The 14569-nt window shown below is 72.7% G+C and carries 9 protein-coding genes; 7 read left to right on the forward strand and 2 right to left on the reverse strand.

Annotation, left to right across the window (positions count from 1 at the left end; genetic code table 11):
• Genes IE269_RS20275 through IE269_RS20285 form a run of 3 tightly spaced genes read left to right on the forward strand, consistent with a single transcriptional unit; the run spans position 1 to position 2987 of the window.
• Positions 1–1089 (forward strand): FecCD family ABC transporter permease, encoded by a 1089-nt coding sequence (locus IE269_RS20275; protein ID WP_189824456.1) that lies wholly within the window; start codon positions 1–3, stop codon positions 1087–1089.
• The gene (locus IE269_RS20280) at positions 1086–2189 is read left to right on the forward strand and encodes a FecCD family ABC transporter permease (protein WP_189824457.1); all 1104 of its coding nucleotides are present in this window, start codon (positions 1086–1088) and stop codon (positions 2187–2189) included. The genes IE269_RS20275 and IE269_RS20280 overlap by 4 nt, the downstream gene beginning before the upstream one ends.
• A gap of 6 nt (positions 2190–2195) precedes the next feature.
• Entirely contained in the window at positions 2196–2987 is a 792-nt protein-coding gene (locus IE269_RS20285; protein WP_189824458.1) for an ABC transporter ATP-binding protein, read from the forward strand.
• Positions 2988–3474: 487 nt separating this feature from the next.
• On the opposite strand, the gene IE269_RS20290 is transcribed toward IE269_RS20285, so the two are convergent.
• A complete protein-coding gene (locus IE269_RS20290) occupies positions 3475–4620 on the reverse strand; it encodes a M20 family metallopeptidase (RefSeq protein ID WP_189824459.1) in 1146 nt (381 codons plus the stop codon).
• 170 nt (positions 4621–4790) lie between these two features.
• Between IE269_RS20290 and IE269_RS20295 the strand changes: the two genes are divergently transcribed.
• Positions 4791–6968 (forward strand): tetratricopeptide repeat protein, encoded by a 2178-nt coding sequence (locus tag IE269_RS20295; protein WP_189824460.1) that lies wholly within the window; start codon positions 4791–4793, stop codon positions 6966–6968.
• Here IE269_RS20295 and IE269_RS20300 read toward each other — a convergent pair.
• Positions 6928–8724: a hypothetical protein gene (locus tag IE269_RS20300; protein ID WP_189824461.1), complete on the reverse strand. Its 1797-nt coding sequence runs from the start codon at positions 8722–8724 to the stop codon at positions 6928–6930. The genes IE269_RS20295 and IE269_RS20300 overlap by 41 nt on opposite strands.
• 200 nt (positions 8725–8924) lie before the next feature.
• Between IE269_RS20300 and qcrB the strand changes: the two genes are divergently transcribed.
• The 3 genes from qcrB to IE269_RS20315 all read left to right on the forward strand — a co-directional run bounded on the left by qcrB (position 8925) and on the right by IE269_RS20315 (position 14504).
• The gene (qcrB, locus tag IE269_RS20305) at positions 8925–10631 is read left to right on the forward strand and encodes a cytochrome bc1 complex cytochrome b subunit (protein WP_189824462.1); all 1707 of its coding nucleotides are present in this window, start codon (positions 8925–8927) and stop codon (positions 10629–10631) included.
• Between the two features lie 184 nt (positions 10632–10815).
• Positions 10816–14070 carry a M36 family metallopeptidase gene (locus IE269_RS20310; RefSeq protein ID WP_189824463.1) on the forward strand — a complete coding sequence of 1085 codons (3255 nt, stop codon included), beginning with the start codon at positions 10816–10818 and terminating at the stop codon, positions 14068–14070.
• Positions 14046–14504, forward strand: a complete 459-nt coding sequence (locus IE269_RS20315) for a hypothetical protein (RefSeq protein WP_189824464.1) — start codon at positions 14046–14048, stop codon at positions 14502–14504. Before IE269_RS20310 ends, IE269_RS20315 begins: the two co-directional genes overlap by 25 nt.
• Positions 14505–14569 lie beyond the last annotated feature (65 nt).

Genomic DNA, 14569 nt, shown 5'->3' on the forward strand with positions numbered 1-14569 from the left:
ATGTTGGTTGCGCAAGAGGGGCGGGTCCGGGAGGCCGGAACCGAACCCCCCATACCGGGTTCGGCGAGACTCCATCGGCCCACGCTGTGGGCGGCCGCCGCCCTGCTGCTGCTCCTGGCGGCGCTGTGCGTGCTGTCCCTGCTGATCGGCTCGGGCTCCAACCCGATCGCCAAGGCCTGGGGCTTCCTCACCGGCGACCCCGCCGCCCGCGCGGACGCGCAGATCAGGCTGGCCGTCATGGACGTACGCCTGCCCCGCACGATCGCCGGACTGCTCGTCGGCAATGCGCTCGGCGCGGCCGGCTGCCTCCTCCAGGCCGTCACCCGCAACCCCCTCGCCGAGACCGGACTGCTCGGCGTCAACTCCGGTGCGGCGCTCGGAGTTGTGATCGGACTCACGTACTTCCACATCACCTCCGCGTACGCGGTCCTGGTGTGGGCGCTGGTCGGCGGCATGGCGGCGAGCGCCGTCGTCCTACTGCTCGCCGCGTCCGGGCGGGCCGCCGGATCCCCGCTGCGGCTGGTGCTCGCGGGCTCCGCGCTCGGGGCGACCTTCCACGGGGCCACGTCGTACGTACTGCTCGGCACCCAGTCGACCTTCGACACGTACCGCTACTGGACCATCGGCTCCCTCGCGGGCATCGAGACCAAGGACACGCTGCCGCTGCTGCCGCTCATCGCGGTCGGACTCGCGGTCGCCTTCCTGTCCGTACGGCCGCTGTCCGCGCTGGCGCTCGGCGACGACAGCGCACGCTCCCTCGGGCACCACCCCGGGCGCATCCGGCTCACCGTCGCCGTCGCGGTGACGCTGCTCGCCGGGTCGGCGGTGGCACTGGCCGGACCGATCGCCTTCCTCGGACTGCTCGCGCCGTACGCGGCACGGTCCGTCACCGGGCCCCGGATGGGCGGCCAGTTGGTGCTGTCCGGGCTGGTCGGGGCGTGCGTGATGATCGTCGCCGACCTGCTGGCCCGGGTCGTGATCCGGCCCTGGGAGACGCCGGTGAGCGTGCTGCTGGCGTTTATCGGCGGGCCGCTGCTGATCTGGATCGCGCGGTCGCGGCGGATGTCGACGGCGGGGGCGAGCGCATGAGTACGCGTTCTCGTGTTCCGTACGAGAAGACCTCGTCCGGCAAGGTGCTGACCCCGCCCGACTCCACCCCGCTGCGGCTCGGCGCGTTCTCCTGGCTCTTCCCCTACCGCAGCGCCCTCGCGGCCGTCGGGCTCGCCCTGCTGATCGGCGGCATCGTCACCTTCGCCGCGTTCGCCAGCTCCACCAGCATGAGCCTCGGCGACAGCCTCGCCGGGCTCCTCGGCACCGGCGACCGCGCCACCGTCATGCTCGTACGGGAGTTCCGGCTGCCCCGTATCGCGGTCGGCCTGATGGTCGGTGCGGCCCTCGGCATCGCGGGCTGCCTCACCCAGACCTTGGCCGGAAACCGCCTCGCCACCCCCGACGTCATCGGCGTCAACGACGGCGCCACGGCGGCCGTGGTCGCCTCCGTCGTCGGCTCCTCCACCGGAATGATCGGCGACTGGTGGCTGGGACCGCTCGGCGCGGCGGCCGCAGCCATGCTCGTCGTCGCGTGTGCGGGCGGGGCGGGGCACGCCGGGTACCGGATCCTGGTGGTCGGCATCGGTGTCTCCACGGTCATCGGGGCGGTGACCGATCTCGTGATGTCGCGGGAGAACGACAACACCGCCGGTGGTGTCTTCCTGTGGACCGTCGGGTCGTTGAACGGGCGGGACTGGGGGGTGGGGACCCCGCTTGTGTACCTGTTGGTGGTGCTTGTGCCGTTGGCGCTGGTGGCGGGCAGTCGGCTGCAACTGCTGCGGTTCGACGACGACATGGCCGCCACGCTCGGCGTCAACGTCTCCCGGGTACGGGCCGTCACCCTGGCGCTCGCCGTCGTGCTCTCCGGCATCGCGGTCGGCATCGGCGGGCCCATCGCCTTCGTCGCCCTCGCCGCGCCGGTGCTCGCCGCGCGGCTCAGCGGGCCCACCCGGGTCCCGATCATCGGCTCGGCGCTCGTCGGTGCGGCACTCGTCGCCGGGGCCGACGCGCTCGGGCGGGTCATCGCGCCGGTCGAGATCCCGGTGGGCGTCGTGACGAGTGTTCTCGGCGGGCCGTTTTTGTTGTGGGTGCTGTTCGGCAAGACATCTGATCGTCCTTCTCGGACCGGAAAGGCCTGAAGTCCCGTGGAACTGACCGTAGAGGCGCTCACCGCCGGCTACCCCGGCCATCCCGTCGTCGACGGCGTCGACCTCACCGTCCCCAGCGGGCAGGTCGTCGCGATCGTCGGGCCCAACGGATGCGGCAAGTCGACCCTGCTGCGGGCCGTCGCCCGACTGCACAAGCCGGACTCCGGGACGGTACGGGCGGGTGAGGAGGACGTCTGGGGGCTCACCCAGCGGAAGGCCGCCCACCGCATCGCCTTGCTCGCACAGTCGCCGCAGGCGCCGGAGGCGGTCACCGTCGCAGGGCTCGTACGGTACGGGCGCCACCCGCACCAGGGGCTGTTCCGGCAGTGGTCCCGGGAGGACGAGGCTGCGGTGCGGGCCGCGTTGGAGGCCACGGGGACCCTGTCGCTCGCCGAGCGGAGGCTCGACCAGCTGTCCGGCGGGCAGCGGCAGCGGTGCTGGCTGGCGATGGTGCTGGCGCAGGAGACGCCGATCGTGCTTCTCGACGAGCCGACGAGTGCGCTCGATCTGGGGCACGCGGTGGAGGTGCTGTCGCTGGTGCGGGAGGTCGCGGCGGCGGGGCGGACCGTGGTGATGGTGCTGCACGATCTGGCGAGTGCGGCGCGGTATGCGGATGTGGTCGTGGCGATGAATGAGGGGCGGGTGGTGGCGCATGGGCCCGCCCGGGAGGTCGTCACCGCGGCGCTGGTGAAGGAGCTTTACGGGGTGGAGGCGGATGTGCTGGAGGCGCCGGGGGACGGGGCGCCGGTGGTGGTGCCGAGGGCGGGGGCATTGGCCCCGGTGGGCTGAGGGGCCTCCCCTCCCTCGCCCCCTTGGGCGGCGGGGCCGCCCCCCGGGGGCGGGACGGGCGGGCAAGGGGGCGGTACGCCCGATCCGGGCCCGCCCCGGTTCCGGCCCCTGCCCGCACCTTGCACGCNCTTGCACGCCGGGTGCGCGCAGCCGCAGGGCCCTCGGGGCGCCTCCCGGCACCGGGCACGTGAAGCCCGGCCCGCCGGGCCAAGAGGTCCCCAGCCCCGCCCCTTCACCTAAACCCTGCGGGGCAAGAGGGGACCGGTTCCCGTGCAGGCACGTCGTGGCTGGTCGCGCAGTTCCCCGTGCCCCTGAAGGGGCACGGATGAGTGCGCCCGGCACAGGACGTCGCGCCCGCGCGGCGGAGCCGCAAGTCGGTACAGCCCCGTGCCCCTGAAGGGGCACGGATGAGTGCGCCCGGCACAGGACGTCGCGCCCGCGCGGCGGAGCCGCAAGTCGATACAGCCCCGCGCCCCCGACGGGCGGGTCAGGGGGTGCGGTGGGTGGCCAGGTCGGAGGCGGTCCAGGCCAGGGAGAGGGCGCCCTCCAGCATCGTGCGTTCGGCCGCAGGCGTCGCTGCCGCCGCGGTGAATTCCGGCTGGTGGGGGCCGCAGGACGAGGCGCCGATGTTCAGGACGGGGTGGATGGAAGGGACCGCGTGGGAGACGTTTCCCATGTCGGTGGAGGCGAAGGGCCCCCGCACCTCCGGCTCCGGGCGGCCCACGGCGCGCGCGTTCGCCGTCCAGAGGGCGACCAGTTCCGGGTCGGAGCGGAAGTCGAGGTAGTCGGGGGAGGGCTGGGCGAGGGTCACCTCGCAGCCCGTCGCCAGGGCGCCCGCGCGGAAGCAGTTCTCGACACGGGCACGGAGGGTGTCCAGTTCAGCGGCGGAAGGGGTGCGGAGTGCGTACGCGGCGTGGGCGGATTCCGGGATGGCGTTGAGGGCCGTGCCCGCCGAGGTCGTGATGCCGTGGACCTTCCACTCTGCGGGCAGCTGCTGGCGGAGCAGGCCGAGGGCGACCTGGGCGACCGTGAGCGCGTCCGCCGCGTTGCGGCCGTCCTCGGGGTTCATCGCGGCGTGCGCCGACTTGCCGGTGTAGGTGATGTCGAGTGAGCCCATGGCGTAGGAGTGGAAGTCCGCCACGTCGAAGGGGCAGGGGTGGATCATCATCGCCGCGTCCACGCCGTCGAACGCACCGGCGGAGAGGAGGAGGGCCTTGCCGCCGCCACTCTCCTCGGCCGGGGTGCCCAATACCCGTACGGTCAGGCCGAGTTCGTCCGCGAAGGGGGCGAGGGCGAGTGCCGCGCCCACCCCCGCCGCCGCGATCAGGTTGTGGCCGCAGGCGTGGCCGAGCCCGGGCAGCGCGTCGTACTCGCAGGCCAGCGCCACCGTCACCGGGCCCGAGCCGACCGTCGCCTCGAAGGCGGTGGGGAGGCCGTACGCGGGCGCGGTGACCGCGAAGCCGTGGGTGCGTAGGAGGTCCGTGCACCACGCCGCCGCCCGGTGTTCCTCGAAGGCGGTCTCCGGGTGTGCGTGGATGCGGCGGCTCAGGGTCGTCAGTTCGGTGGCGACCTCGTCGAGCCGCTTTCGTATGCCGGACTTGATGGTGTTGTCGTCCGTCGTGGGGTTCGTCATCTGTCGGCTCCTGACCTGCGCCCTTTTGTTTCACTGTCACCCTACGGCCGTCCGGAGGGGTGATCGCGGGACTGCCGTCCGGGGAGGGTGTTGTGTGGGCCACTCCTGTCGATACGGTTGATTCCGCGGCGACGCGAGACGTGACGACGGTGACGACGGGGGAGTGCAGGATGCTCGATCTCATCTCGGTGGGGGCCATTTCGACCGTGCTCGGCGCGGTCGCCTCGGGCACGGCCTCGGAGGCGGGCAAGTGGGTCTGGCAGTCGGCCGGTTCGCTGGTGCAGCGCATCCTGGGGCGGGAGGTCGCGGCACCCGTCGATCAGCGTCAAGTGGAGCTGATGGCAGCCGAGTTGTACGAGGCGATGCGGCGCGATCCCGGACTCGTCCGGGACTGGGACGTCTTCGCGGGCACCGTGCGACGGGCCGCCGGTGCCCGGTCCGTCCCCCGACTCCCCGCCGCCTCACGGCACTTCGTGAACCGGCAGCGCGTACTGAAGGAGCTGGACGAGGAAGCCGGCCGCAGGACGGACGGGCGGCCCAAGGTGGCCCTCCTGCACGGGCCCGAAGGCATCGGCACCACCGAGATCGCCTGGTGCTGGGGCGGCCGGGAGGCCGCACGCCGGTTCAAGGACGGGCAGGTGTACGTGGATCTGCGCGGTGGGCCGGACGGGGTGATGAGCGCCGGGGCCGCCCTGCGGGAGGCGTTCCGTCAACTCGGGGTCTCCGAGGAGGAGATACCGCCCTCCGAGCTGCACCGTGCCGAGTTCTTCCGCCGCTGCGTCGCCGACCTGGCCCTGCTCGTCGTACTCGACCACGCCTCGCACGCAGCCCAGGTGCTCCCTCTGATCGCCACCGCGCCGGGCGTGGTCACCGTGGTGACCGCCCGCGATCCGCTGCTGCGGCTGCCCGCCCGGCGGATCCCGGTCGGACCGCTCGCCGAGAAGTACGTCCGCAGGCTCCTGGAGGAGACGGCGGGCCGCCCGGCCCTCGACGCCGCACGCGCCCTGCTGCCCTCGGTGATCGCCGACTGCGGCGGCTCGCCCTACGCGGTCCTGGCCGCCGCACCCCGGCTGGCGCACGTACCGCAACCCCGCACGGAGAGGACGCAGTTACCCGCCATGACCGAACGCGACGCCGTCCGCACCGCCATCGACCACGCCTACCAGTCCCTCGACCCCGTCACCGCCCGCGTCCACCGGCTCACCGCCCTGCGCCCCTGGCCCGCCGTCACCACCGGCCTGGCCGCCCGCGCGGCCAACCTCGCCACCCCCGACGCGGCCCGCGCCCTCGACGTACTCGCCGAGAACCGGCTCCTCGACACCACCCCGCAGGGGCACCACCGGCACCGGCCCTCCGTGCGCGCCCTGGCCGAGCAGGCCGCCGCGCGGGAGGACGGTCCGGCCGTGTGCTCGGCGGCCGTCGGGCGCGTGCTCGACGGGTATCTGCACTTCGCCGAGCCGACCGCCCGCGCCGCCCTGCCGCAGAGCTGGCGCTCGCCCCAACCGCGCGACAGCGACGAGGTGTTGACGTACGAGGGCCCGGGCGAGGCCCTCGCCGCGCTCGCCGCCGAGACCGCCAACCTGATGGAAGCGGTCGCCGCCGCCGACGAGTTCGGCCGGCCCGAGACCGTGTGCAGGCTGGTCCGCGCCCTGTGGCCGGTGCAGCTGAAGGCGGGGCAGCTGGACGTCGTCCTGCCGGCCCTGCACACCGGCGCCGCCACCGCCGACGCGCACTTCCCCGGCACCCGTATCGCCGGGATGATGCACGCCCACCTCGGCTTCGCCCTCACCGCGCTCGAACGGTACGACGAGGCCGAGCGCTCCCTCCGGGCCGCCGCCCGCGACGAGAGCGCCGCCGGTCACGTCCGGGGGCACGCCTCCGCCGTCGAGGGGCTGGGGCTGCTGCGGCTCGCGCAGTGGCGGTGGGAGGAGGCGTACGTACTCTTCGAGCAGGTGGAGGGCTTGTACGCGGCCATCGGCCCCGGTGACGAGGGTGCCGCCGACCTGCCGCGCGCCCTCGCCCTCCTCGAACGCCACCGGGGCCGCGCGCTCACCGGGCTGGGCCGCACCGACGAGGCCCGTGAGCGGCTCGGCGCGGCGGTGGCGTACTTCCGGTCCGGCGGCGACCCGTACAACATGGCGCGCGCACTGACCGACCTCGCCCGTACGCACGTGGACGGCACCCGGCGGGCGGGCCCGGCCGCGCAGGCCGCCGCGCTGCCGCTGGTCGACGAGGCGATCGCCGTCCTGGAGGGCGAGCGGGCGGAGCACCACCTGGCCTACCTGCGGCAGCTGCGTGCGCTGTGCGTCAGCCCCGGAAGTCCTGGAGGGGGTCCGGCAGCGGGGTGACCGTCACGGCGTGAACGGCGGAGCCGGTCCGTACGGTCAGGCCGCTCACCGGCTCCGGGCCGTCCGCCAGGACCGCGTACAGGGCGGACGCGTACAGCGCCGGGTCGGCCCCCAACGTGCCCGTGAGGTGGAGGAGGGCGCCCTCGCGGGTGCGGACCGTGCAGGTGGTCGGCCCGGTGACGTACGCGGCCATCGCGCACTGCGGAAAGCGGGCGAGGACCTCGGCCGTCCAGCGGGCGGGGCCGCCGAAGCGCGGGTCGTCGGCCGCGTTCGTACGGTGGATGACGTCGGCCAGCGCGAGCCGCCCGCGGTCGCGGGTGTCCTCGTGCACGGCCGAGTGGACCTCGCCGCGCACCTCGGGGGCCGTGCGCGGGTCGGGGTAGCGGGTCACCGAGATCTCCCCGGAGGGTGCGCGGGTGGTCACCACGTGCAGGGGTGCGGTGAGGGGGTGGGGCTCGATCGTCTCGGCCAGCAGTGGCTCCGGAAGTGCAGGTCCGGTCGGCTCGGGGTGGCCCATGAGGTTGTAGAAGAGCTGTCGCAGGAGCGCGGCGGACCGGCCGGGGACGGACGTGACGAACTCCGCTGCCTCCGTGAACGGGCGGTGTGCGGCGATGAGTTGGTCGAGCTGCGGTACGAGGGGTGCGTACGCATCGAGGCGCGGCGCGTGCGTCACGAAGTCCGCGACCGGGGAGTCCGGGGCGAGCCCGGCGAGCGGGGCCGCGCCCAGCAGCACGGGAGTGCCGAGGGCGGCGGCGTAGAACGAGACCGCGCCGTGGTCGCCGATCACCGCGTCGGCGGCGAGCAGCGCCTGCCGCCAGTGGTGCAGCGGGTCGACGAGGATCAGGCCCGCCCGGCGGGCCCGGTCCAGCCAGGCGCGGATCTGGCCGGGGCCGTGACCGGCCCAGATGTTCGGATGCAGGACGGCGGCGACCCGGTACTCGTCGGCGGGCAGCTCCGAGGCCAGCCGGGGGAGCAGGACGGGCAGCAGGTCCTCGTCGCCCCCGTCGCCGAACAGGGACTCGGGGTTCCAGGTGGAGTTGACGACGATCAGCCGCTGGTGCGGTTGCACCCCGAGCGCGTTGCGGAAGCGGTGGCGGTACGGGCGGGCCGCCAGCATGCGGTCGAAGCAGGGGTCACCGGCGATGACACCGGTGGGGGCGGCCACGGGGCACGCCTCCTTGAGGCGGTCCAGCTGTTCGGGGTGGGAGAGGACCAGGGCGTCGGCGACGGGGACGCCGTTGTGCAGCAGCCAGGGGGCGGAGAGGCCGAAGACGGGGGCGGCACAGGCGTGCGGAGGGGCGTCGGGCGAAGGGTGTCCGGTGTCCGGTGTCCGGTGTCCGGTGTCCGGTGTCCGGTGTCCGGTGTCCGGTGTCGCCAACCTTTTAGTGTAGCCAACCCCGTGCGACAGGATGGCCAACTTCCCCTGAATCAGGTGGAGTTCGCCCCCGAAGCTCGCGGATATCGCGAGATCGACCGGCGTCGCGAGCGCCTGCGGCCACGACAGCACCGGAACCCCGAGGACGTCCTCCAGCAGTTCCGCGACCCCGGCCCGGAACGGCGACGAGCCCGGACAGGTCGCCAGCAGCTGCACCCCGGTGTCGTCGTCGAAGAGCGGCGCCACATCCAGCAGCCGGGTCGCGGCCGTCACGTTGTGCACCACGAGCAGCACCCGGCGGCAGCGGCCCCGCGTGGCCCAGCGGTCCGCGTCCTCCCCGACCGGCACCCGTATCCAGTCCTCGCGCCCCGGCCCCGCCATGCGCTGCCCCCTCCTGCGTCCCGTGCTCCGTGACCGGCCACGATATCCAGCCGGGTCCGGACGCCGCGCACCCCCACCCGTACGGCCCCCGGAACAACCGGATCCGACCGCCGCCTCACACTTCAACCGCCCACGTCGTCAACCCTGTTGGATCTGTATGGCGACGCGCCTACTCTGAGAGGTCCGTATGAGGGGGTCGTATGAGCAGCATCAGCGGCAGCGGACTCACCCAAGGCGACAGTGCGAGGCCAGGACCGCCCGGCAAGGGCGAGAAACTGGCCGACTGGGCGGACGGCCGGCTCGGGCTCTACCCGATGGCCAGGGCCAACCTGCGGAAGATCTTCCCGGACCACTGGTCCTTCATGTTCGGCGAGATCTGCCTCTACAGCTTCCTGATCATCATCCTCACCGGCATCTACCTCACCCTCTTCTTCGAGCCCAGCTCCGCGGAGGTCGTCTACCACGGGTCGTACGTCCCGCTCAACGGCGTCCCGATGACCCGGGCCTTCGAGTCCACCCTCGACATCAGCTTCGAGGTGCGCGGCGGGCTGCTGATCCGGCAGATCCACCACTGGGCGGCGCTGGTCTTCGTCGCCGCGATGCTCGTGCACATGATGCGGGTCTTCTTCACCGGCGCCTTCCGCAAGCCGCGCGAGGTGAACTGGCTCATCGGGTGGACGCTGCTGATGCTCGCCCTGATCACCGGGCTGACCGGGTACTCGCTGCCGGACGACCTGCTCTCCGGCACCGGGCTGCGGTTCGCGCACGGGGCGATTCTGTCGGTGCCGATCGTGGGGACGTATCTCGCGTTCTTCCTGTTCGGCGGCGAGTTCCCCGGTGACGACATCATCGCCCGGCTCTATCCGGTGCACATCCTGCTGCTGCCCGGGATCATGCTGGGGCTCGTCGTCGCCCATCTGATCCTGGTCTTCTACCACAAGCACACGCAGTTCGCGGGGCCCGGAAGGACCGAGAAGAACGTCGTCGGCGCACCCTTCATGCCCGTCTACATCGCCAAGGCCGGCGGCTTCTTCTTCCTGGTCTTCGGCGTGCTCGCGATCATGGGCGCGGTCGTCACCATCAACCCGGTCTGGGCGCTCGGCCCCTACCGCCCCGACCTCGTGTCCACCGGCGCCCAGCCCGACTGGTACCTCGGCTTCTCCGAGGGGCTGATCCGGGTGATGCCCAGCTGGGAGATCAACGCCTGGGGGCACACGCTCCAACTCGGCGTCTTCATCCCCTTCACGCTCTTCCCGCTGATCATGATGGCCATCGCGGTCTATCCGTTCATCGAGGCCTGGGTGACCGGCGACAAGCGCGAGCACCACATCGCGCAGCGCCCGCGCAACGCCCCCACCCGCACCGGCCTCGGCGCGGCCTGGCTGTCGCTGTACGCGGTGCTGCTGATCGGTGGCGGCAACGACCTGTGGGCCACCCACTTCCACCTCTCCATCAACGCCATCACCTGGTTCGTGCGCATCGGCGTCTTCGTGGTGCCCGCGCTGGTCTTCGTGATCACCCGCCGGGTCTGTCAGGGGCTCGAACTCCGCGACAGCGAGAAGGCGTTGCACGGGCGGGAGAGCGGCACGCTCAAGCGGCTGCCGCACGGCGAGTTCGTCGAGGTGCACACCCCGCTCTCGCAGGCCGAACTGCACACCCTCACCGCGCACGAGCAGCCGGTGCCCTTCGAGGTCGGCCCCGAGGTCGACGCCAACGGTGTGCGCAGGCCCGTCCGGCGCTCCGACCGGCTGCGCGCGCGGCTGGCGAAGGCGATGTACGGGCCGGGCACGTTCGTACCGAAGCCGACGGCGGAGGAGTACCGGCGGGCGCTGACGAACGGGCACGGCGGCGGGCACGGCGGGCCCGGCGACCACGGGGAGCAGGCGGAGGAGTCGCAGCGTCGTTGAGGTGTACGGGTGAGGGGCGGCCGGACGACCGCCCCTCACCCGGCGCCTCTGGCTCCCCTGATGTCACAGCAGCGCGTGTACGCCACTTTCGGCCATCCCGACCCACGGGCCCTTCCTCCCTCTTGTCATGCTCACGTACCTTGGCGCGGTTCCTTGCCGTGAACCGCGTATCAGGGGGAGAGCGATGCCGTCCGCACGCATACGAAGAACCCGCATACGAAGAGACCGCAACCGCATCCGAAGAACGCTGGTCGTCGGCGCCGCGCTGCTCGCGCTGCCCGCCACCGCCGTCGCCGTACCGTCCGCCGCGGCCGCGCCCCTGCCCGCCCCGCAGGCCGCGCCCGTCGAGGAGAAGGCCGACCAGCCCTACCCCGACATCGACCCGCAGGCCGCCTTCCGCAAGAGCCCCACCTCCGAACAGCTCTCGGCAGCGCGGGAGTTGGAGAGGTCCGCCGTACGCTGGGGCCGCACCGGCACCCCGCGCCTCGTCACCCCGCAGGGCCGCCCCACCCTCACCGGCGCCCGCTCGGCCGAAGCCCGCAGCATCGCCCTCGGCTACGTGCGCGAGCACGCCGAGCTGTACGGGCTCTCCGCCGCCGACCTCGACGGCCTCGCCGTCGTCAAGTCGTACGGTACGCAGCACAACGGCGTCCAGCACGTCTTCCTCGGCCAGACCGACCGGGGCGTCCCCGTCCACGGCGCCCAGCTCTCCGTCGCCGTCGACAAGCAGGGCCGCATCGCCACCGCCACCGGCTCCCTGATCCCCGGCGTCCGCGCCGACGCGGCGGCAACTCTCGGCCAAACCAGGGCACTCGACCTCGCCGCCGCCTCCGTCGGCACCCCGGACGTCACCGGCGAGACCACCGCCGTCCGCGTCGTCCTGCCCCTCGCCGACGGCACCGCCCGGCCCGGCTGGCGCACCCAACTCACGGCGAAGAACGGCCACTTGTACGACACCGTGGTCGACGCCGAGAACGGCGCGATCCTGAGCCGGACCGACCTCAGCCACAACGAGGGCCCCGAGGGGCGCGTCTTCACCGGCCAGAACGCCAACCACGGCAGTCAGCAGACAGTCCCCTTCAGCGGGCTCGGCCGCTCCTGGGTCGAAGGGCGCGTCCCCACCGGCAACAACGCCGAGGTCTCGCAGAACCTCACCGGCCAGGAGTCCCTCGGCTACCAGCCGCAGACCCCGCCCGCCGGCGACCCCGCGTACCAGCACTTCCACTACCCCTTCACGGACGCCTTCCGCACCAGCGGCGGCACCGACCTCACCACCGACCGGGACGCCGTCGTCACCCAGGCGTTCTACTACACCAACAACATGCACGACTTCCTGTACAAGCTCGGCTTCGACGAGGCGTCGGGGAACTTCCAGGAGGACAACCTCGGCAAGGGGGGCAAGGGCAGCGACCGCGTCCAGGTGTACGTGGACTACAACGCCTCGGGCAGCAGCGCCTGCAACGCCAACTTCGGCACCCCCGCCGACGGCCAGAACCCCACCATGCGGATGTTCGTCGGCCGCACCTCCTGCGGTCAGCTCAACACCCACCGCGGCATGAACGGCGACACCGTCGCCCACGAGTACAGCCACGGCCTCTCGCACCGCCTCGTCGGCGGCGGCAACCTGGGCAGCGGCGCGCAGACCGGCGGACTCGGCGAGGGCTGGGGCGACGCCATCGCCACCTCCATGTGGAGCGACCCCGTCTACGGCGAGTACGCCACCGGCACCGCGTCCGGCGTGCGCCGCTACGCCTACGACAAGAGCCCCCTCACCTACGCGAACCTCTGCGAGGGCGGCTGCCAGGTGCACCGCGACGGCGAGATCTGGGCCGCCACCATGTGGGAGGCCCGCACCGCACTCGTCGGCGCGCACGGGGCCGCGGGCGGCAAGGCCCAGCACGAGCAACTCATGGTCGACGGCATGAAGTTGACCGCCACCAAGCCGGACTTCCTGGACGCCCGCGACGGCATTCTCGCCGCTGACCGCGCCAACAACAACGGCGCCAACCAGTGCCTGCTGTGGGGTGCGTTCGCCAAGCGCGGCATGGGTGCGAGCGCCTCCTCCTCCGCCCAGGACCAGGGCACCCCCGCCACCGACCTCCCGGCCACCTGCAGGCCGACGGCCGACGCGGGCGGCCCGTACACCACCAAGGAGGGCTCCGACGTACGGCTCGACGCCTCCGGCAGCACCTCGCCGGGCGGTGCGGCCACGTACGCCTGGGACTTCGACGGCGACGGAGCGTACGACGACGCCACCGGGCCCGGCCCGCTCTTCGACCGGGTCGGCCAGGACGGCACGTACACCGTCGGCCTGCGCGTCGGCAACGCGGCCGGAGCGAGCACCGACACCGCGACGGTCACCGTCACCAACGTCGCGCCGTCCGTGGCCCTCACCGTCAAGGGGCAGGCCGTGGAGGGCGGGAAGCTGACCGTCAGCGGGACCGTCACCGACCCCGGCTGGCTCGACCCGCTCACCGCGACCGTCGACCTCGGGGACGGAAAGACCGTACCCCTGCAAGGGCAGTTGGAGAACGGGCGGCCGGACGCCACCCTCACCTTCTCCACCGACACCGTCTTCGGCGACAACGGCACGTACACCATCAAGATCTGCGGCAAGGACGACGACACCGAGACCTGCGAGCAGACCGCCGTCACGGTCGACAACGTCGATCCGACCGTCGCCGTCGACAAGTCCAAGGCCGTCGACCTCGCGGGCGGCAAGACGCTCGTCGTGCACGCGGGCAAGAAGGCCGAGCTCGCCGGGCGCGTCACCGACCCCGGCAGCGACGACGAGAAGCTCACCTGGGCGTGGGGCGACGGCACCCCCGACACCGTGGTGAACTCCCTGGTCAACCCGCCGAACCCGGACCCGGCGAACAGCCCGAGCGTCCAGCCGCGCGACCTCGCCGACACGCAGGCGCACACGTACGACAAGCCCTGCCTGTACGACCTGGGCCTGTCCGCCCGGGACGACGACGGCGGCACCGGCTCCGACCAGGCCAAGGTGATCGTCCAGGGGAACGCACCGCTCTCGCTGCTCGCCGACGTCTGGTACGTGAAGTACCTGACGGGGGACCTCACCGGGCTCGGCAAGGAGCGGCTCGACTGCTACCTGAAGATCGTGCAGCACTCCAGCGCGGTGTTCTCCGAGGGTGTCGACGTGTCCACGCAGGGGCGGGCCGCGCACGTCCTCGCGCCGTCGCTCTTCGACGCCAAGAAGGCGGTCGACCGTCAACTCCTGGGCGCCTGGCTGAACTTCGCCAACGGGGCCTTCGAGCCGGGCGAGAAGGTCGACACGGACGGTGATCTCAAGGCGGACACAGCGTTCCTGACAGTGCTTCAGAATGCGGAGAAGGTGCGACTGGATCCGGCATCGAGTGCGCAGGACCTGTTCCGGCAGGCGAAGATCCTGACATGCGTCAACGTTCCGCTCGTCTAGCAGTCCGCTGTTCCGCGGTCGCCGTCGCCCTGGTCCTCGGGGTGGCGGCGACCGCCTGCGCGCGCCCGGAACCCGCACCCGGGCGCACCCTGTCCGCCTCCGCACCCCTGCCCGACCTGCCCAGCCCCCCGACCCCGACCCGGCTCTCCCTCACCCAGGACGACTCGGGGCGCACCCTCGGCCTCGTCGCCGGCGGCGTCGCGCTGCTCAGGGTGACGGGGCCGGGCGTCGGGGAGGCCGTGGCGGACGGGCCCGCCGTCACCGTCGTACCCGTGGAGTACGAATCGGACCCCGGCTACCGGGAGTGGGAGGTCCGCGCGGTGCGGGAGGGCACGGCCGTGGTGCGGGCGGGCGGCGGGACCCGGCAGGTCAGCATCACCTTCAAGGTCGTCGCCCCGGCCCCGGCTCCGGCCGCACCCGTCTCGGCCTGGTGATCATCCAGGTCCCGCAGCGACAGCGACCCGCTCAGCGTCACCTGGAGCGAACCGGTTCGTAAGGC

The organism is Streptomyces spiroverticillatus, from assembly GCA_014650415.1.
In the GTDB taxonomy this organism is placed as follows: domain Bacteria; phylum Actinomycetota; class Actinomycetes; order Streptomycetales; family Streptomycetaceae; genus Streptomyces; species Streptomyces spiroverticillatus.